Origin of the sequence: Pseudomonas tremae, from assembly GCF_023278125.1 — a bacterium.
Classification (GTDB): Bacteria; Pseudomonadota; Gammaproteobacteria; order Pseudomonadales; family Pseudomonadaceae; genus Aquipseudomonas; species Aquipseudomonas tremae.
In genome coordinates this window covers 3,739,075-3,756,509 of sequence record NZ_CP066270.1, presented here as the reverse complement: position 1 = coordinate 3,756,509, position 17,435 = coordinate 3,739,075, and the positions used below count along the sequence as shown (strand labels likewise).

Genomic DNA, 17,435 nt, shown 5'->3' with positions numbered 1-17,435 from the left:
TTATAAAAATTATTTAAAAAATCGCTTGCCAGAGCACAGGTCGCTCCGTAGAATGCGCGCCACACCGAGAGTGAAGGGTGATTAGCTCAGCTGGGAGAGCAGCTGCCTTACAAGCAGCGGGTCGGCGGTTCGATCCCGTCATCACCCACCAAACTCACTTTTAGTGTTACGCGCAGCGGTAGTTCAGTCGGTTAGAATACCGGCCTGTCACGCCGGGGGTCGCGGGTTCGAGTCCCGTCCGCTGCGCCATATTCAGCTTCAAGGCCCTTGAACTCCTTGAAGCAAACAGAAAGCCCGCCTTGTGCGGGTTTTCTGCTTTCTGATGCTTTGAAAAAGCACATCTCCGATTATTTTGGCGTACAGGCAACTGCCAATTGTGTTGATGCCTGTCCCGGTTTATGTCGTTTTTCCAGGCTGGCGTCTTGTATCGCCAGCCCGTGCAGACATTCGTTATTCGGTTTTCGTCGCCATCAAGGCGTTCACCTCACCGTAGGTGTGTGCTTTAAGCGCATGGGTGTCGAGTTGGCCTCTGTCGAGAAAGCTGCGCGCCAACCCGGCCATTGCACCCTGCAGAAACTCGGCGATGCTCGAGCCGGCGCTCAATCGTCTGACGCCCAGACGCTTCAACTCTTCTACCGATGGCAGACCTTCCCGCGACAGCAGGTTGACCGGTAACGTGCTTTCAAGGCAAACAGTGCTGATGTCGCTCGACGTTACAACGCCTGCCGCAAATAGCCCGTTCGCCCCGGCATCGGCATACAGTGCTGCGCGTTTCAGAAGTTCTTCCAGACGTTGTTCGACGGGGAACAGATTCTTTAAATAAACATCGGTTCTTACATTGATAAACAGCCTGACGCCGGTCAGGTCTGCCACCTTTTTAGCAACGTCGATCTTGCGCACAAGCAACTCTGGAGAGTTTGTGCCGTCTTCGATATTAATGCCTACCGCCCCTGCGGCAATCACGGCATGGATTACTTTTTCGACCTGTGCCGGATCATCCGAGTAGCCGCCCACTATATCTACGGTGAGCGGGACGCTGAGCACGCGTGCCATTGACCTGACGGTAGTGCTCAGCAGGTCGAGTGGCAGCTTGTTGCCATCCGGATAACCATGCGACCAGGCCACTGCCGCGCTGCTCGTCGCCACCGCCTTGGCGCCCAGGCTTTCGACCATGCGCGCGCCGCCCGCATCGGCTACGTTGGCGAGGATCAGCAGTCCATTTTGATGCAAGTTGTGAAAAACAGTATCCAGTGCAGTCATTACAATTCAACTCCTTCGAGACGCGGCTTTATATGGCAAGGTCCGGTTGACTGTTACAGCGCGGCACGGCTTCTCATACAGCGCAGTATCGGTTGTTTCAGCACATCATCAGGTAAGACGTTGTCTTTTACAATGTCAGTCATTTCCTTATTTATTGAAATTGGTGGCTCGCTCTCCGTTTGGACTGATCCAGCCCTTGATTTCTCTTCTTTGCTGGTATTAGCTGGTTTTACGAGTTGGCACCCTAAGTGGTGCTGGCCGAGTGCTTGATTACCTGATTTTATATAATCGCCCGGTCAGGGCGGTTGAACACTGCCTATTCAAATAAGGAAGTTATATGAACACGTGTCTAAAACTGTTATTGGCCGTTTCGGTCATGGCAGCCTCCGTCAGCGCCCTGGCCTCGGCTGCGCTGCACACTGCAACTATAGATCAGCACGGCACTGTCGTTGCTCAGTCTTCCCCATGGATCAAATCCGTTAGCTACAACAGTCAGAGTGATTACTTTGCGACGTATAAAGTATTCTTCAAAGAGGGACAGTTTGAAAAGTCCCCTGGTTTCTGCGCCGTGTCGTCCATTGACACCAGTGATTATGAGCGCCTGTTCTACGGCCACGCCAAGTTGGGCGGCGCTGCTACAACAAAAGAAGTCAATGTATTGGGCCTCATGGTAGGCAAACGCGGCGCTTCGGGGGATTCCTCGATGAGTTTCCAGTTGGCGTGCAGTAACTGAATGAGTGGGCCTCGCTTTATGTGAGGCTTCATAACTTGGAGTGGCGCCGATTAGCACTGTTGATTTCCAGGGCCACTCATCATGCAATTGCTTGCCTGCCACTGGTTATCTGACAAAGCTGAGCTGTGATGGCAAGCTAGAGTTAAGTGGTCGTCCTTAATATTGGCGCTTTGATAGATCGTCTCTGCGCTGACTGTTTTGTAAACGACTAATCCCCCGGCTTTCCATTCAGCGCGTTTGCGCCGATCATTCGTCCATTCCCTCACAAGAATGGACGTGTCATGAATCTACCTTTGCAAGGTATCAAAGTGGTGGAGCTGGGCCAGCTTATTGCCGGGCCTTTTGCGGCGAAGATCCTTGCCGAGTTCGGTGCCGAAGTCATCAAGGTCGAGCCGCCGCTGACGGGTGACCCATTACGCAAGTGGCGTCTGCTGCATAACGGTACTTCCGTCTGGTGGGCGGTGCAGTCGCGAAACAAGCAATCGGTAACCCTCGATCTGCGTCAGCCCAAGGCGCAGGAAATGGCTCGGCGGCTGATCCGTGATGCCGATGTGCTGATCGAGAACTTCCGCCCCGGTACGCTTGAAAGCTGGGGCTTGAGCTGGGAGGAGCTGCATGCACTCAACCCGAAGCTGATCATGTTGCGGGTTTCCGGCTACGGGCAGACCGGCCCTTATCGGGACCGGCCTGGTTTCGGTGTGATAGGCGAGGCAATGGGGGGGTTGCGGCATTTATCGGGTGAGGTGGGGCGCACGCCGGTGCGTGTCGGTGTGTCGATCGGTGATTCGCTGTCTGCGCTGCACGGCGTTATTGGCATCCTGCTGGCTTTGCGTCACCGCGAGCAAAGAGGTGGCGACGGTCAGCAGATCGACGTCGCGCTGTACGAGTCGGTGTTCAATATGATGGAGAGCCTGATTCCAGAGTACTCAGTATTCAATACGGTTCGTGAGCCGGCTGGCAGCAGCCTGCCAGGTATCGCCCCGACCAATGCTTACCGCTGCAATGACGGCAAGTACGCCCTGATCGCGGGTAATGGCGACAGCATCTATCGTCGTCTGATGGAGAAGATAGGTCGCATGGACCTTGCCAACGATCCTGAGCTTGCGCACAACGAGGGCCGGGTCAGGCACGTGGCGCGCATTGATGCGGCCATCTCGACCTGGACCGCCGAGCGCTCGCTTGACGATGTGCTGGCGGCCCTTACAGAGGCGCGCATTCCAGCGGGCAAGATCTACGACGCAGCGGACATCGCCAGCGATCCGCATTATCAGGCGCGAGATATGCTGCTGCAGACCACACTGGATGACGGCACCCCAGTCACCGTGCCGGGCATTGTGCCCAAGCTGCTGGACACGCCAGGACAGGTCCGGTCGCCCGCACCGACACTTGGGCAGCACACCGATGTGGTGCTGGAAGCACACGGTATCGATGCCGACACCCGCGCAGAGTGGCGTCGGTTGGGCATCATCTGATCCATAATCTCGCTGCTGACGTAAACAAAACTCTATTTTTCAAACGGAGCTGATCCCGTGATTGATCATCTGGACCATCTGGTATTGACCACCGCTGACATTGACGCATGCAAGGATTTTTACGTGCGCGTGATGGGCATGACCCCTGAACGCTTTCGTCAGGGCCGTCTGGCGTTCCGCTTCGGCAATCAGAAAATCAATGTGCATGAACGCGGCAGAGAATTCGAACCCAAGGCTCATCTGCCCGTACCGGGTGCGCTGGACCTGTGTTTTATCGCCAGCGTTCCGCTTGAACAGGTGATCGTGCACCTGAGCGAGCAGGAATGGCCGATTGAAGAAGGGCCGGTTGATCGCACCGGGGCGACAGGCCCTATCCGCTCGGTGTACGTGCGTGACCCGGACCTGAACCTGATCGAAATCTCCGAGCTCGTTGGTCCCGGTATCTGACCCTGCAGCTTGGAGCGTTTTGCTGGTCCTGAGCGGTTTCACCGCCAGGACCAGGCACGTCGCGAATCATAAGCCCCGGTTCGCGGTGTCATATCCCGCTATGTCATCTCGCCCCTTCAGTTTGCTTACGCTCCTGACTCGATCAGTCAAGCTCAAGGAGCTGCAAACATGTACCTCAGAACAAAACGTCCCAAGCGATCCGCAGGTGATCGGGGGCATCCGGCCATGCCGACGCTCAGCGCACCGTTCGATCATCCTGACGAGGCGGCGCGCTACGCCCACGAGCGGATAGGCAATCGGCGTGACCGTGAATACGGCGGCTTCATTCTGGTTCGGGACGACGGCAAGTACGTCGCGACCGAGCCCATGAATGGCAGTCAGTTCAGTTTCGACCCGAATGAAGTGTTCCCTCGAAACGACGAGGAAGGTTATGTGCTTTATCCGGAAGGGCATGACGACTATGCGATCTACCATTCCCACCCTTCATTGCAGGCTGGGCTTGAAGAGTGGCCGGAGCCCGAAAAGGTCACGTACCCGAACAGTTTTTCAGCAGGCGACATTTATGCGGTGATCTCTGACGAAATCTGTCCGGCGTTTTATCTGTCCGGACCCGACGGCTCGTTGATCAAATACACACTGTCCCATTCCGCCGCCGAGACAGCGTTGTTCGCGCGTGTGGCCGGCCCCTCAGGCATACCTCACCTCAGCAGGCTTAGCGAGGTGCAACGGTCATTACAGAACCTCACGCTTATGCCCAGCGACGTAGTACGCCTGCTGGCAGCTGCAGGGGACTTGCAAGTCGTGGTACCAAGCCTGTTGTGGGGGCGTGCTGGAAAGGTCTCAGCCGACTGGCGACCTTTTCCCGGCCAGCTTGCCTCTGATGAACCAAGAGTCTCTGCGCCCGCCACCTGTGAAGCGGTTTTGCCGCCCGTACCGTTGAGCCTGAGCCCTCAATTCTCCAGTGCCGATGATGGCGCCCGTTACGTGCACGGCCAGATCGGCGCTCGTATTCATTCGCCGATCATCGGGTTTCTGCTGTTCAATCCGGTGTTGCGAACCTACCTTGTCGCCGAGCCGATTCTGGAGGACGGCTATCCGGTTTATGCGCCGTGTTCGGTGTTTCATCCGGATGCCTTTTACCGACCCGCGTTGCCTGCCGGTTACCGCGTCGACGGGATGTATTTTTCATCCGCCAACCTGGCAGCGGAGGGCGGGCATGAAACGCAGCGTCCGTTCTTCGAGCCGGACGACCTGCACAGGGTGTTCACGTATCGACACATCCCCGCAAAACGGCCAAAGGGCTTACCGATTCGCTACGGGTTCGAGATGTCGGCGATTTATTTCCTGGCTGGCGACGGTGCATTACTCTGTTACACACCCAGCAAGTCCGTTCAGGAAAATCAATTGGCGCAAGGTGTGTCACGGGTCTATTCGGGGGCTCAATCCATACAAGCGCAGCTCGCGGCCGGCACGATCAGTGCGGACGAATTCGTTCGTCATGTCGCGCGAGCCGGTCACCTCCGGGTCTTGCAGACCAGCAAGAGCTGGCCTGTCGCAGGGGTGATCAGCCATATGCCCTGAACTTTTTGCAGCCTGACTGCGCTTTACGCGAGGGACTCGCAAACTGAACTGCAACTGAACAATGCGGTGTCGAGCCGGGAAAACCTTTGGATACCTGAACTTATCGGCTTTTTCTCCCTCTCATGCCGGTAGCCATTGATCGCGGCGGCCTGATAAGCTCGCGGCTTTACTCGTTTGCCCTTTTGGCGCATGAACAAGGAATTAGCATGAAACAGCATCGGTTGGCAGCGGCGATTGCCCTGGTCGGTCTGGTACTCGCAGGTTGTGATAAGCAGGCCAGCACCGTAGAGCTGAAAACCCCAGCACAAAAAGCGTCCTATGGCATCGGTCTGAACATGGGCAAAAGCCTGGCTCAGGAAGGTATGGACGATCTGGATTCCAAAGCTGTGGCTCTGGGTATCGAAGACGCTGTCGGCAAGAAAGATCAGAAGCTCAAAGACGAAGAGCTGGTTGAAGCGTTCTCTGCTCTGCAGAAGCGTTCCGAAGAGCGTCTGGCCAAGATGAGCGAAGAAGCATCGGCAGCGGGCAAGAAATTCCTCGAAGAAAACGGCAAGAAGGACGGCGTGGTCACCACTGCCTCCGGTTTGCAGTATCAGATCATCAAGAAAGCCGATGGCCCACAGCCTAAGCCGACTGATGTTGTGACTGTTCACTACGAAGGCAAGTTGATCGACGGCAAGGTCTTCGACAGCTCTGTAGATCGCGGTAGCCCGATTGACCTGCCGGTAGGTGGCGTGATCCCGGGTTGGGTCGAAGGTCTGCAGCTGATGCATGTAGGCGAGAAGATCAAACTCTTTATCCCTAGCGATCTGGCCTACGGTGCCCAGAGCCCGAGCCCGGCGATCCCTGCCAACTCGGTTCTGGTCTTCGATCTGGAATTGCTTGGCATCAAGGATCCGGCGGCTGCACCGGCACCTGATGCTGACGAAGAAGAATCAGCTCCAGCTGCTTCGGCTCCGGCTCCGGCTCCGGCCAAGAAGTAACGCAACACCTGGCTACGAAAAACGCCCTGTCTCGACAGGGCGTTTTTTTGTGCATTTTATTTCTCGAACGCTTGGCCGTCCTTACAGTCCCACTATCATGGCTGCAGCGATGAGGATTGTTCGACAGTCGGGCAGGTTCATTGCGTCTTTCCAGAAGACCCGCAGAGTCAACATTTTTTGCAGTTTTTTTGTGAGTAAAAAACGCCCGATCTAACTGCGGCCCCACGGAAACGGGGGGTTCAGGCATTAAAAAAGCGGCTGTTCACAAGGTTATCCACAATTATTGTGGATAACCTTGAGCGCCAGACAGGCCGGTTCTCACGACCGCTGTTTATCCAGACACAATTTGCTGAATGGGAGTGGGTATGAAAGCACCGTGGAATCTGATCCGTTATCTGCCCGGCGCTCGTCGTCTGCTGGCCGCAGGGCGGCTGCCGGGACTGTTGTTTGCGGTTGCGCGCAAGGGCAATAGCGAAGGCAATCGTCTGGGCAAGCTCAAGGAGGACCTGCGTCTGCTTCAGGCATTGTGTCTGGCCTACTGGCGTGGCGAATACCGGAGTATCAGCCCCAAGGCAATCCTGTCGATCGTTGCCGGGTTGATGTACTTCCTCAGCCCGCTGGACGCGATACCAGACTGGATTCCGGGCCTCGGGATGCTGGATGACATCGCGGTCCTGGCCTGGGTCACCAAGCATTTGAGCGACGAGCTCGACGCTTTTCGCGCATGGCGAGCGCAGCAGTCTCCCGAAAAGCTGATCGTGGTCGAGCAGTTGCCCAAGACTCAGGCGCTGCTGGAGAAAGAGCGCAAGGTGTGAGTCTCGCGGATTGAACACAAGACCTGGCGTTCCGCTGTTAAGATGCCAGCATCCGACGTAAGCCTGTTCAGTAGGCGGTCTTGTAGTACAAGAGGAGTCTATGGATCTTCAAGTGATATCTCGTGACGGTGAGCCGGAATACGCGGTACTTCCGTGGGCTCAGTACCAAGCGCTGCTCAAGGCCGCCGGCCTGATAAGCAAACCGGCTACGCTGGCAGCAGCGTCTTCTGTCGAGACAGGCTCCGATGAACAACTTCCAGGTTTTGACCGGCTGGGCGCATTGCGTGCGGCCAAGGGGCTCGAAGTGGCTACCCTGGCCCGGGCCGTCGGCATCAGCCCGTCTTACCTGGAACTGATCGAAAATGGCACTCGCCAACCGGATGCAGCCATCAAGCGCAGCCTTGCATGGGAACTTGGAGTAGCGGGCTGGCGAGGTGAGTCATGAGTGTACGCATCAGCCGCCAGCACTGGGAAGGGCTTCTCAGTGAGCTGGACGGTGCTCGCCGACAGCGTCATCTGCTGACCTACCGTGCGTTGGTCGAGCGCCTGCAACTGCCCAGTCCTGCCATGCAGACGCTGACCGCTGCCCTTGAGCACCTGGCCGCAATGGACGCCCGCGCTGAACAGCCTTTGCGCAGTTCGCTGGTAATAAGCCAAGGTGCCAGCCGCCTGCCGCGCCCGGGCTTTTTCGAGTGCGCCGAACGCCTCGGGCGCTTTTCCGGCCCATCGGACGGCGTTGCCGCAGCCTCATGGCATGCCTCGGAGGTGGTCAGGGTGTTCGAATACAGCTATCCGGAAGCGCAAGTAGAGTAGTTTCGCCAACTGTCATGACTTCGGTGCGGAGCCTCCAGTAACTGTAGCGACGATGGTTCGGGCTTCACTCACGCCTGCATCAACAAATCCATCCGCGTCGAGTCGATCACATGGATGCTCGCGCCCGCGATGTCCTTGGCGAAGTGTTTGGCTTGAGATGCCAGGTCGGCCAGTTGGCTGGCGTCGACGTGGGTGCAGCTCTCTTCATGCAGATGCACCACGCCAATCGACAACGACAGCAGAGGAAAATCCTGACGCTGCCCCTGACGATTGAGGGCTATGAAGCAGCCGGCTTCCAGGTGTTCGGCACGGTAGAAACGACGGCATTGGTTCTGGAAATCATCCAGCAGGGTTTTCAGGCGTCGTTCCCAGTCATCAAAACCCAGCACCATCAGAAAGTCGTCCCCGCCGATGTGCCCGACAAAGTCCCGGCTCGGATCGATGCGGTCGTTCAGGCACTGCGCCAGGCACAGCAGCACTTCGTCGCCGCGGGCATAGCCGTATATATCATTGAAGGGTTTGAAGCTGTCGATGTCGACGTAACAGATCATCGATTCGCGGCCCTGTTGCAGCAGGCGTGTCAGGCATTGCTGGATCGGGACATTTCCGGGCAGCAGGGTCAGCGGGTTGGCATAACGGGCCTGCTGGATCTTCATTTCAGTGATCAGTTTCAGAACATCGATTACGCGGCCCAAGCCCAGATAAGTGCCGTTCAGCGTAATGATGAAATCCTCTTCGATGCGCTGCCGGGCGCGGCTGGTCAGCAGCCGGCTGACCTGCTGCAGCGACTGGCCGACTTCCACAGCCAGAAAGTCGTCGCTCATCAGGCGGCTGATCGGCTTGCGGGCAAACAGTTCGGTACCAAACGGCTTGAGCAGCGCTTCGGAAAGCGAATGCCGATGCACAATGCCGCAGGGCCTGGCTTCTTCATCCAGCACGGCCAGCGAGTTGAGGTTTGCCTGCTTGCGAAACGCTTCAAGCACTTCTGCGGTGGGTGTGTTCTGGCTCACTGAGGGTTGCGGGTTGAGGAGGGCGGAAAGATCGGCAGCCTCTTCGTTCAGTGGCGCAGCTACGGCTTCTGCCTTGGGCAGCATGGCGCGGGTGTCGCGGGGCGGTCGCTCCTGCGGGCGAGCCAGCAGATAGCCCTGAACCAGGTCCACGCCCATTTCCTTCAGTATCGCCAGTTCCTCCGGCAACTCTATACCTTCAGCGATGACCGTTGCTCTGGACGCTTTGGCCATTTGCAGCATGGAGCCCACGAACTCGCGTTTGACCGCGTCCTGGTGGATCCCGTCGATGAAGTGTCGATCGATCTTCACGTAGTCCGGGCGCAGCTCCGACCACAGCCGCAGGCTTGAATAGCCCGCCCCCAGATCGTCCAGTGCAATCGAAAACCCCATGTCACGATAGTGATGCAGCGCTTTGTACAGCAGGTTGAAATCATCGGTCGGCATTTGCTCGGTCAGCTCGATGACCACGTCCTTGGGGGCGATCTGGTAGCGGCTCAGCATCTCCAGGGTGCGTCCCGGCGGGTGTGACGTTTCTAGCAGTGATTCCGGTGAGACATTGAGGAACAATTTGCCCGGCAATTTCTGCTGACTGAAGCGACGGCAGGCGCTTTCCCGGCAGCTTAGCTCCAGCTCACTCAGTCGCCCGGCTTGGCGGGCAATGGCAAACAGGTTGAGGGGAGAGTGCAGCGGGCTGTTGGAGGGGCCGCGTGTCAGGGCTTCGTAACCCAGAATCCTGCGCTCCGACAGCGAAATAATAGGCTGGAACAAGCTGTGCAAATCACCACGAGCCAGAATGGAACTCAGTGCGCTCAACTGTTCGGCTACGGTCATGGTCGTCTCGAGGGGGAATAAAGAGTGTTGCAATGAAAAGGGCTGAACGCTTGCACGTTCAGCCCTGTATTTCACGACAGCTTCATGACTGTTTGATGACGTTGGAACTAAATGGCCATCAATGAATCCGCCTTATTTTTTTGCCACCGCAGCACTAAGCCCCAGGTAGTCGATGAGGATGCGCCCGGTCTCGGCCAGATAGGCGTCGTCCTCGGGTTTGGTCTTCTCGTCTTCAACCGGCAGAGCGTCTTCGTCCTCTTTCTTCAGCTCTTTGAGCGGCTCTTCACCCTTGGCCTTGCGGCGGGTGTTTTCCAGCGCGAGCTGCTTGCTTTCGATAGACGCGTGTTCGGCGCGACGGTCTGCTTCATTGAGGCTGACCGTCTTCTCGTTCATCAGCTTCTTGGCCAGCGCGAGACGATCCTCGATGAACACGAATTCGGCATCTTTGGCCGAGCGCGCGTCATGACGGGTCTGCAACTGCGCCAGGAAAGGTTTGAACGGATCGATTGCCGGCTTGATCGCCGGCTTGATGCTATCCCAAGGCATGGCCTCGGGTAGCGCGCTCTCGCCGATTTCCTTGGTATCGATCAGCGACGGGTAAGTGATGTCCGGCACCACGCCCTGATGCTGGGTGCTCTGGCCGGAGACCCGGTAGAACTTCGCCAAGGTCAGTTTCAGTTCGCCGTGGTTAAGCGGCTGGATGGTCTGCACGGTGCCTTTGCCGAAGGTCTGGCCACCGATCACCAGCGCGCGGTGGTAGTCCTGCATGGCACCGGCAAAAATCTCGGACGCCGAAGCCGACAAACGGTTGACCAGCAGAGCCATTGGGCCTTTGTAGAAGGCGCCTTTGGCTTCGTCTTCCAGCACGTCGACCTTGCCATCTGCATTACGCACCAGCACTGTCGGGCCCTTGTCGATGAACAGGCTGGTCAGCTCGGTAGCTTCCTGCAAGGAACCGCCACCGTTGTTGCGAAGGTCCAGCACCACGCCGTCGACTTTCTCGGCCTGCAGCTCGGTGAGCAGTTTCTTCACGTCACGGGTTGTGCTCTTGTATTGCGGATCGCCAGCACGGTAGGCCTTGAAGTCCAGATAGAAAGCCGGAATGTCGATGACCCCGAGCTTGTAATCCTTGCCGTCCTGCTTGATATGCAGGATCGACTTCTTGGCCGCCTGCTCTTCGAGCTTCACTGCTTCACGCGTGATCGAGACGATTTTGTTGGTCTGGTCATTCGGCGCATTGCTGGCCGGGATGATCTCCAGGCGAACCACGGAGCCTTTCGGGCCACGGATCAGCTTGACCACTTCATCCAGACGCCAGCCGATCACGTCGACCATTTCCTTGTCACCTTGGGCCACAGCAACGATCTTGTCGGCGGGGGCGACCTGCTTGGTCTTGGCCGCCGGACCTGCTGGCACCAGGCGCACGATCTTCACGTTGTCGTTGTCGCTCTGCAACACGGCGCCGATGCCTTCCAGCGACAGGCTCATGTTGATGTCGAAGTTTTCCGCGCTGTCAGGTGACAGGTAGTTGGTATGCGGATCGTAAGACATGGCAAAAGTGTTGATGTAAGCCTGGAAGATATCTTCGGCGCGGGTCTGGTTCAGACGCGCCTGCTGATTCTTGTAACGCTTGGTCAGGGTTTCCTGGATCTTCGCCGGGTCTTTGCCTGCGATCTTCAGGCGCAGGACTTCGTCCTTGATGCGCTTGCGCCACAGCTCGTCCAGCTCGGCGGTATCCTTTGGCCATGCGGCGTCCTTGCGGTCCACCAACAGGGTTTCCTTGGTCGTGAAGTCGAGCTTGTCGACGCCTTTGGCCAGTTCTGCCAGAGCGAAGTCCAGACGCGCCTTGATGCGGTCCAGATAACGCTTGTAGATGGTGAAGCCGAGGTTCAGGTCGCCGCTCTTGAGGAAGTCGTCGAAGTCGAACTGCCACTTGTCGAATTCGGCAATATCGCTGGCCATGAAATAGCTGCGCGAGGGGTCAAGCTGCTTGATATAGCTCTGATAAATAATCGCTGAACGCTTGTCGTCCAGGGGCGGCTTGCTGTAGTGATGTCGCTTGAGCAGCTCAACCACGTTGAGACTGGCAATCACTTCGTCGCGGTCAGGCTGAAGATTATCCCAGCTGTTGGCGGCAAAGGTGCTGGCGGACATCGGCAAAACGCTAAGGCCGACAAACAGTGCAAGGGCTGTACTTGGGAATAGTTGCTTCATGCTGATTCGACGCGAGGACAATTGATAACGCATATTAGGCCGTCTGTGAGGTCGCCGGTTCCCTTGGAGCCGGCCGCATAATGCAAAAGCCCGGGCAAACAGCCGCGGGCTCAGTCTGGACTCACTATGGAGGCACCGTGAAAGCATTGCAAGGCGTTGAAGGTCATGTGGAATGGGTCGAGGCGCCAAGTCTGGCCCTCGATGTGGGACAAGTACGTATCAAAGTTGCTGCGGCGGGTTTGAATCGCGCCGATCTGTTACAACGCGCCGGGAAGTATCCGCCGCCGCCTGGCGTCACCGAAACGCTGGGTCTGGAGTGCTCTGGCGTCATCGCCGAGGTGGGGCCGGGAACCTCCTGGCAGGTGGGAGACCGCGTCTGCGCGCTGTTGGCGGGCGGGGCGATGGCCGAAGACGTAGTGGTCGATGCCCGACACGTTTTGCCGGTACCAGAAGGGCTGTCGCTGCACGAGGCTGCAGCCATTCCTGAGGTGTATGCCACGGCCTGGCTGAACCTGTTTCAACTGGCAGGTCTGAAGCCAGGTGAAAAAGTCCTGCTGCACGCCGGTGCAAGTGGCGTTGGTTCAGCCGGTATTCAGCTTTGCAAAGCGTTTGGCAACCCGGTTTGGGTCAGCGTCGGCTCGACTGAACGACTGGCTTATTGCGTCGAACTGGGCGCACAGGGCGGGGTGGTGCGCAGTGAGAGCCTGGAAGGCCTGAACGACTTTGCGCCGTTCAACGTCATCCTCGATCCGGTTGGCGCCAGTTACGCCGAGCTCAACGTAAAACTGTTGGCTCTGGATGGTCGCTGGGTGCTGATTGGTGTGATGAGCGGGCGTGAGGCGCAGGTGGATCTGGCGCATGTGCTGGGCAAGCGCATCCAGTTGATGGGCTCGACGTTGCGCAGCCGTGACGAAACGTTCAAGGCCGATCTGATTCGTGACCTGGGGCAGCATGTCTGGCCGCTGTTCACCGAAGGCCGCCTCAAGCCGCAACTGGCAAAATCCTTTGCGGTCAAGGATGCCGAAGCGGCATTCGAAGAACTGGCGACCAACAAGGTGTCCGGCAAGATCGTGCTGGTGATCGACGAAAGCCTGGTCTGAAGCGTCGGTGCTGCCGGATTCAACTCCAGCGATGCACCGGCCAGCCAGCTTTCTGCGCGTGATCCAGTAGCACTGCATCAGGGTTGACCACGTTAGGGTGGTCAACCTTGAGCAGCAGCGGCAGATCATTGCGCGAATCCGAATAGAAGCTCGCACCCTCGAGGTTTTCTCCCTCTGCGTCCAGCCACTCCATCAGGCGAGTGATCTTGCCTTCCCGGTAGGTCAGCACACCAACGGTGCCGCCGCTGTAGACGCCATGCTGCACGTCCAGCTCGATCCCCAGCACTTCATCGATCCCCAGGCGGTCGGCAATCGGCTTGACCAGATGCACGCCCGACGCCGAGATCACCAGAATCCGGTCCCCCTTGGCGCGATGCTGTGCGATGCATTTGCAGGCGTCGCTGTAGATGATGGGCTCGATCACATCCTCGACCCACGGGCCGACCAGATGATCGACTTCCTCAGGCGTGCGTCCGGCCATAGGTTCCAGGCTGAATGCCATGAACTCTTCCATCGCCAGTTTGCCCGCACTATAGGCGTCCATCAGCTCATTGTTGCGTTGCATGAACGACTTGGAATCGACCCAGCCCAAGCGACCCATCTGCTCGCTCCAGAGCGTGGCGCAATCGCCACCGATCAGGGTTTCGTCGAGGTCGAAAATTGCCAGGGGCATGTGCGTCTCCTAAATATTCGTTGAATCAGCTTCAAGCTTGGCGCTTCAAGCCTCCAGTGAAAGCATGGCGCTCTGGCGTTCTCATTCCAGTGCGCAGAGTGCCGATGGTTCGATGTTCAGTGTTACCCGCCGCCCGTCCGGGTGCAGATCGTCGGCGCTGCGGTTCAGCACGTCGACTACCAGCTCCACACCGCGGGCCTGTATGCGATAGCGGATCACGTTGCCGAGCAGACTGTGACTGCGAACTTCGCCTTCCAGTTCGCCTGTCAGGCTCAATTGGATCGCTTCGGGGCGAATAGCCACACGGCTGGCAATCGGGCGTTGCATCAGGCGTGTGGCGACGTCGGCTTCCAGCAGATTGTAGTTGCCGATAAAACCGGCGGCGAAGACATCCACTGGCGCCGTGTAAAGCGTTTCTGCGTCACCGCTCTGTACGATCCGGCCTTGATTCATCAGGAAAATACGGTCTGACATGGTCAGCGCTTCTTCCTGATCGTGGGTCACAAAAATCGTGGTCAGGCCCAATTCGCGCTGGATGGCGCGGATTTGCTCGCGCAAGTGCTTGCGGATTCGCGCATCCAGCGCCGACAGCGGCTCGTCGAGCAATAGCAGACGCGGGCGAGTGACCAGCGAGCGGGCCAGGGCTACGCGCTGGCACTGACCGCCGGACAGCTGATGCGGATAACGCTTGGCAAAGTCGTGCAGTTCGACCATCTGCAGTATTTCGGCGACGCGTTTTTCGCTGTCGTCTGCGCTGACTTTCTGCATGCGCAGGCCAAAGGCGACGTTCTGCTCCACGTTCATGTTGGGAAACAGCGCGTAGCTCTGGAACACCATGCCGATGTTGCGCTTTTGCGGCGTGAGCGGTACCAGATCGCTGCCGTCCAGCAGGATGCGTCCGCTGTTGACCGGGGTCAGCCCGGCGACGCAGCGCAGCAGGGTGGATTTGCCGCAGCCGGACGGGCCGAGCAGGGTGACGAACTCGCCTTTTTTGATGTTGCAATTGATATCGCTGAACACCGACGTGCTGGCGTAGCTTTTTTGCAGATTTTCAATGCTGACAAAACTCATTTCAGTCTTTGTCCTTGTTCAGTCGATTGGCGGCCCAGGTCAGCACCAGCACGAAGAGGAAATACGAGATCACCAGCGCGCTGTTGAAATGACCGCTGCTGTTACGCATGTTGTTCAGGTACACCTGCAGCGTTTCATAGCGGGTGCCGACCAGCAGGTTGGCGAACACGAATTCGCCGAACAGGAAGGAAAAAGACAGCAGCAGGGCGATCATCAGGCCCTTGCGCAGATTGGGCAGCACCACCATGAATGCCGCCTGCCAGGTGCTGGCCCCGAGCAGTTGGGCGGCATCCATCAGGTCTGTCAGGTTTATGGCCTGAAGGTTGTTGGTGATTGCCCGGTACATGAAGGGCAGGGCGATGGTGAAGTAGCAGCCGATCAGAATCCACGGCGTGCCGACCATCGCCATCGGTCCCGAACCATAGAGTTGCAGCAGGCCCACCGACGACACCACCGGCGGGACAGCGAAAGGCATCAGGATCAGGATGTTCATCAGCCCGTCGAGGCGCGGGAAGTGGTAATGCACCACAAACAGCAGCGGCAAAATCAGCACTACCGACAGAATCAGCGCGCCGAAGCACACTAGCAGCGACTGGCCGAAAGCCGCCAGAAATCGTGGGTCGCTCCAGAGTGCCACGTACCATTTGAAGGTCAACCCGCTGGGCAGAATGGTTGCCGACCAACTGGTCGCGATCGAGTACAGAAAAGTGCCGGCAAGCGGCAGCAGCAGGATCAGAAACAGCAGGTAGACCACGGTCTTGTGGTAGAGGGCTGCTGGTGCTCGTTCAGCGCGCGACATGGTAGCTCCTTTTCAACAGCCACTGATGGATCACGGTGACCAGCGTCATGAGGCCGACCAGAATCATGGCCAGCGCGCTGGCCATGTTCGGGTCCAGCGTGATGTCACCTGCCACCATCGCCGCAATGCGGATCGGCAACACGTTGAAGTTGCCGGTGGTCAGCGCGTAAACCGTGGCATAGGCCCCCAGCGCGTTGGCTAGCAGGATAACGAAGGTGCCGAGCAGGGCCGGAGTCAGAACAGGCAGGCCTATGTAGCGCCAGAACTGATAGCTGCTGGCGCCCAACAGAGCCGCTGACTCGTTCCAGTCTTCGCGCACCGCATCGAATGCCGGATAAAGCAGCAGCACACCAAGAGGGATCTGGAAGTAGGTGTACAGAATGATCAGACCAGCTTTGGAATACAGGTTGAAGTCGTCGATGATCCCGGCCTGCTTGAGGATCAGCGTCAATGCTCCGTTAAAGCCCAGCAGGATGATGAAAGCAAATGCCAGCGGGACACCGGCGAAGTTGCTGGTCATATTGGCGAACGAGTTCACGAAGTCTCTCAGCCGCGAATCCACCTTGCGCAGCGAGTAAGCCCCGAGCACCGAGATGATGATGCCGAACAGGCTCGACCAGAAGCTGATCTCCAGGCTGTACTGGATGGCCTGGCGATAGAACTTCGAGCCAAACGCCCTGACGAAGTTGTCGAGGCCCCAGCCGGCGTCGCTTTGCAGGCTGTTGATGACTACCCACAGCAGTGGCGCAATCTGGAATACGATGAAAAACAGGGCGAACGGCACCAGGCACAACAGCGCCAGCCACTTGCCTCGGGTAAAGCGCGTCACTTGAGTATCTCCCGGCAGAGCGGTTTGTCGTGGGGCACGCCAAGCAGCTCGCAGATCGTGCCACACAGGTCGGTCTGGCGCGGCGCTGCATCGACATTCATGCTGAATGCCTCACCGATGACAAACAGCGGCACTTCGCGCTCTTCGGGCAGCAGGCCATTGTGCGAGCGGTCATTGTTCATGCCGTGGTCGGCGGTCACCACCACCTGATAATCCGCGTCCAGCCAGCGCTGCAGGTAATCCGCCAGGATGATGTCGGCGCTGCGGGCGGTGTTGCGATATTGCGCGGTGTCGAGGCCGTGCTTGTGCCCGGCGTCGTCAATGTTCATGGGGTGTATCAGGAGAAAATTAGGGGCGTGCCTGAGACGCAGGCTTTCGGCGTCGGCGAACAGGTGCGAGTCCGGATAGTGGTCGGCCCAGTAGAACAGCCCGTGCTGGATCGGCAGGTCGGCTGCTTCGGTGTAGCGATCGCGTGCCGGGTCGAACGGTGTGCGGTTGTACAGTTCGCTGACCCAATGATAGGCCGCCGCTGCAGTGCTCAGTCCGGCGTCGCGGGCGTAGTGGAATACGCTGCGCTGGCTGGACAGGCGGGAAACGTTGTTGTGCACGATGCCGCTGTCGATGGGTGCGACGCCGGTCAATATGCATTCGTACAAGGGGCGGGAAAGGGCGGGCAGCTCGCACTCCAGCTTGTAGAGCGCTGCACGGCCTGCGTTGTGCCAGGCCTGAAGATGGCCCATTGCATGGCGGGCTACTTCGTAATTGAGTCCATCGAGCACGATCAGGATGACGTTATGTTTCATG

The 17,435-nt window shown here is 58.0% G+C and carries 17 protein-coding genes and 2 tRNA genes; 11 read left to right on the top strand and 8 right to left on the bottom strand.

Annotation, left to right across the window (positions count from 1 at the left end; all coding sequences use genetic code 11):
• The first annotated feature begins 75 nt into the window (after window positions 1–75).
• Both I9H09_RS16970 and I9H09_RS16965 read left to right on the top strand, forming a co-directional pair.
• A tRNA-Val gene (locus I9H09_RS16970) sits at window positions 76–151 on the top strand.
• Window positions 152–172: 21 nt separating this feature from the next.
• Window positions 173–249 (top strand) — tRNA-Asp (locus tag I9H09_RS16965).
• Between the two features lie 201 nt (window positions 250–450).
• On the opposite strand, the gene I9H09_RS16960 is transcribed toward I9H09_RS16965, so the two are convergent.
• Window positions 451–1,260 carry an isocitrate lyase/PEP mutase family protein gene (locus I9H09_RS16960; protein WP_122347436.1) on the bottom strand — a complete coding sequence of 270 codons (810 nt, stop codon included), beginning with the start codon at window positions 1,258–1,260 and terminating at the stop codon, window positions 451–453.
• Window positions 1,261–1,597: 337 nt separating this feature from the next.
• Between I9H09_RS16960 and I9H09_RS16955 the strand changes: the two genes are divergently transcribed.
• The 8 genes from I9H09_RS16955 (at window position 1,598) to I9H09_RS16920 (ending at window position 8,104) form a co-directional block, all read left to right on the top strand.
• Entirely contained in the window at window positions 1,598–1,993 is a 396-nt protein-coding gene (locus tag I9H09_RS16955; RefSeq protein WP_005892161.1) for a hypothetical protein, read from the top strand.
• A gap of 281 nt (window positions 1,994–2,274) precedes the next feature.
• Entirely contained in the window at window positions 2,275–3,465 is a 1,191-nt protein-coding gene (locus I9H09_RS16950) for a CaiB/BaiF CoA transferase family protein (RefSeq protein WP_122325230.1), read from the top strand.
• 57 nt (window positions 3,466–3,522) lie between these two features.
• Window positions 3,523–3,912 carry a VOC family protein gene (locus I9H09_RS16945; protein ID WP_005892163.1) on the top strand — a complete coding sequence of 130 codons (390 nt, stop codon included), beginning with the start codon at window positions 3,523–3,525 and terminating at the stop codon, window positions 3,910–3,912.
• Between the two features lie 168 nt (window positions 3,913–4,080).
• On the top strand, window positions 4,081–5,493 hold the full coding sequence (locus I9H09_RS16940) for a DUF4329 domain-containing protein (protein ID WP_053932359.1): 1,413 nt from the start codon (window positions 4,081–4,083) through the stop codon (window positions 5,491–5,493).
• Between the two features lie 206 nt (window positions 5,494–5,699).
• The gene (gene bamJ / locus I9H09_RS16935; protein ID WP_122347435.1) at window positions 5,700–6,476 is read left to right on the top strand and encodes a BamJ family beta-barrel-assembly machinery protein; all 777 of its coding nucleotides are present in this window, start codon (window positions 5,700–5,702) and stop codon (window positions 6,474–6,476) included.
• Window positions 6,477–6,841: 365 nt separating this feature from the next.
• Window positions 6,842–7,291, top strand: coding sequence for a YkvA family protein (locus tag I9H09_RS16930; protein ID WP_005892166.1), 450 nt, complete (start codon window positions 6,842–6,844; stop codon window positions 7,289–7,291).
• A 100-nt stretch (window positions 7,292–7,391) separates the two neighbouring features.
• The gene (locus I9H09_RS16925) at window positions 7,392–7,736 is read left to right on the top strand and encodes a helix-turn-helix domain-containing protein (protein ID WP_055002184.1); all 345 of its coding nucleotides are present in this window, start codon (window positions 7,392–7,394) and stop codon (window positions 7,734–7,736) included.
• Entirely contained in the window at window positions 7,733–8,104 is a 372-nt protein-coding gene (locus I9H09_RS16920; RefSeq protein ID WP_005892169.1) for a hypothetical protein, read from the top strand. The genes I9H09_RS16925 and I9H09_RS16920 overlap by 4 nt, the downstream gene beginning before the upstream one ends.
• A 68-nt stretch (window positions 8,105–8,172) precedes the next feature.
• Here I9H09_RS16920 and I9H09_RS16915 read toward each other — a convergent pair whose 3' ends face one another.
• Together I9H09_RS16915 and I9H09_RS16910 are read right to left on the bottom strand one after the other, a co-directional pair.
• Complete coding sequence (locus I9H09_RS16915; protein WP_122347434.1) at window positions 8,173–9,945, bottom strand: bifunctional diguanylate cyclase/phosphodiesterase; 1,773 nt, start codon at window positions 9,943–9,945, stop codon at window positions 8,173–8,175.
• A 132-nt stretch (window positions 9,946–10,077) separates the two neighbouring features.
• On the bottom strand, window positions 10,078–12,159 hold the full coding sequence (locus I9H09_RS16910) for a carboxy terminal-processing peptidase (RefSeq protein ID WP_183142472.1): 2,082 nt from the start codon (window positions 12,157–12,159) through the stop codon (window positions 10,078–10,080).
• Window positions 12,160–12,296: 137 nt separating this feature from the next.
• On the opposite strand from I9H09_RS16910, the gene I9H09_RS16905 reads away from it, so the two are divergent.
• Window positions 12,297–13,259, top strand: coding sequence for an NAD(P)H-quinone oxidoreductase (locus I9H09_RS16905; RefSeq protein WP_122325234.1), 963 nt, complete (start codon window positions 12,297–12,299; stop codon window positions 13,257–13,259).
• Between the two features lie 19 nt (window positions 13,260–13,278).
• On the opposite strand, the gene I9H09_RS16900 is transcribed toward I9H09_RS16905, so the two are convergent.
• From I9H09_RS16900 to I9H09_RS16880, 5 genes are all read right to left on the bottom strand, one after another.
• Entirely contained in the window at window positions 13,279–13,932 is a 654-nt protein-coding gene (locus I9H09_RS16900) for an HAD family hydrolase (RefSeq protein ID WP_024669507.1), read from the bottom strand.
• 81 nt (window positions 13,933–14,013) lie between these two features.
• Window positions 14,014–15,003, bottom strand: a complete 990-nt coding sequence (locus I9H09_RS16895; protein ID WP_005892180.1) for an ABC transporter ATP-binding protein — start codon at window positions 15,001–15,003, stop codon at window positions 14,014–14,016.
• 1 nt (window position 15,004) lies between these two features.
• On the bottom strand, window positions 15,005–15,802 hold the full coding sequence (locus tag I9H09_RS16890) for an ABC transporter permease (protein WP_005892181.1): 798 nt from the start codon (window positions 15,800–15,802) through the stop codon (window positions 15,005–15,007).
• Window positions 15,789–16,631: an ABC transporter permease gene (locus tag I9H09_RS16885; protein WP_054991074.1), complete on the bottom strand. Its 843-nt coding sequence runs from the start codon at window positions 16,629–16,631 to the stop codon at window positions 15,789–15,791. Before I9H09_RS16885 ends, I9H09_RS16890 begins: the two co-directional genes overlap by 14 nt.
• Window positions 16,628–17,434: an alkaline phosphatase family protein gene (locus tag I9H09_RS16880; protein WP_122346727.1), complete on the bottom strand. Its 807-nt coding sequence runs from the start codon at window positions 17,432–17,434 to the stop codon at window positions 16,628–16,630. The genes I9H09_RS16885 and I9H09_RS16880 overlap by 4 nt, the downstream gene beginning before the upstream one ends.
• Window position 17,435: the final 1 nt, after the last annotated feature.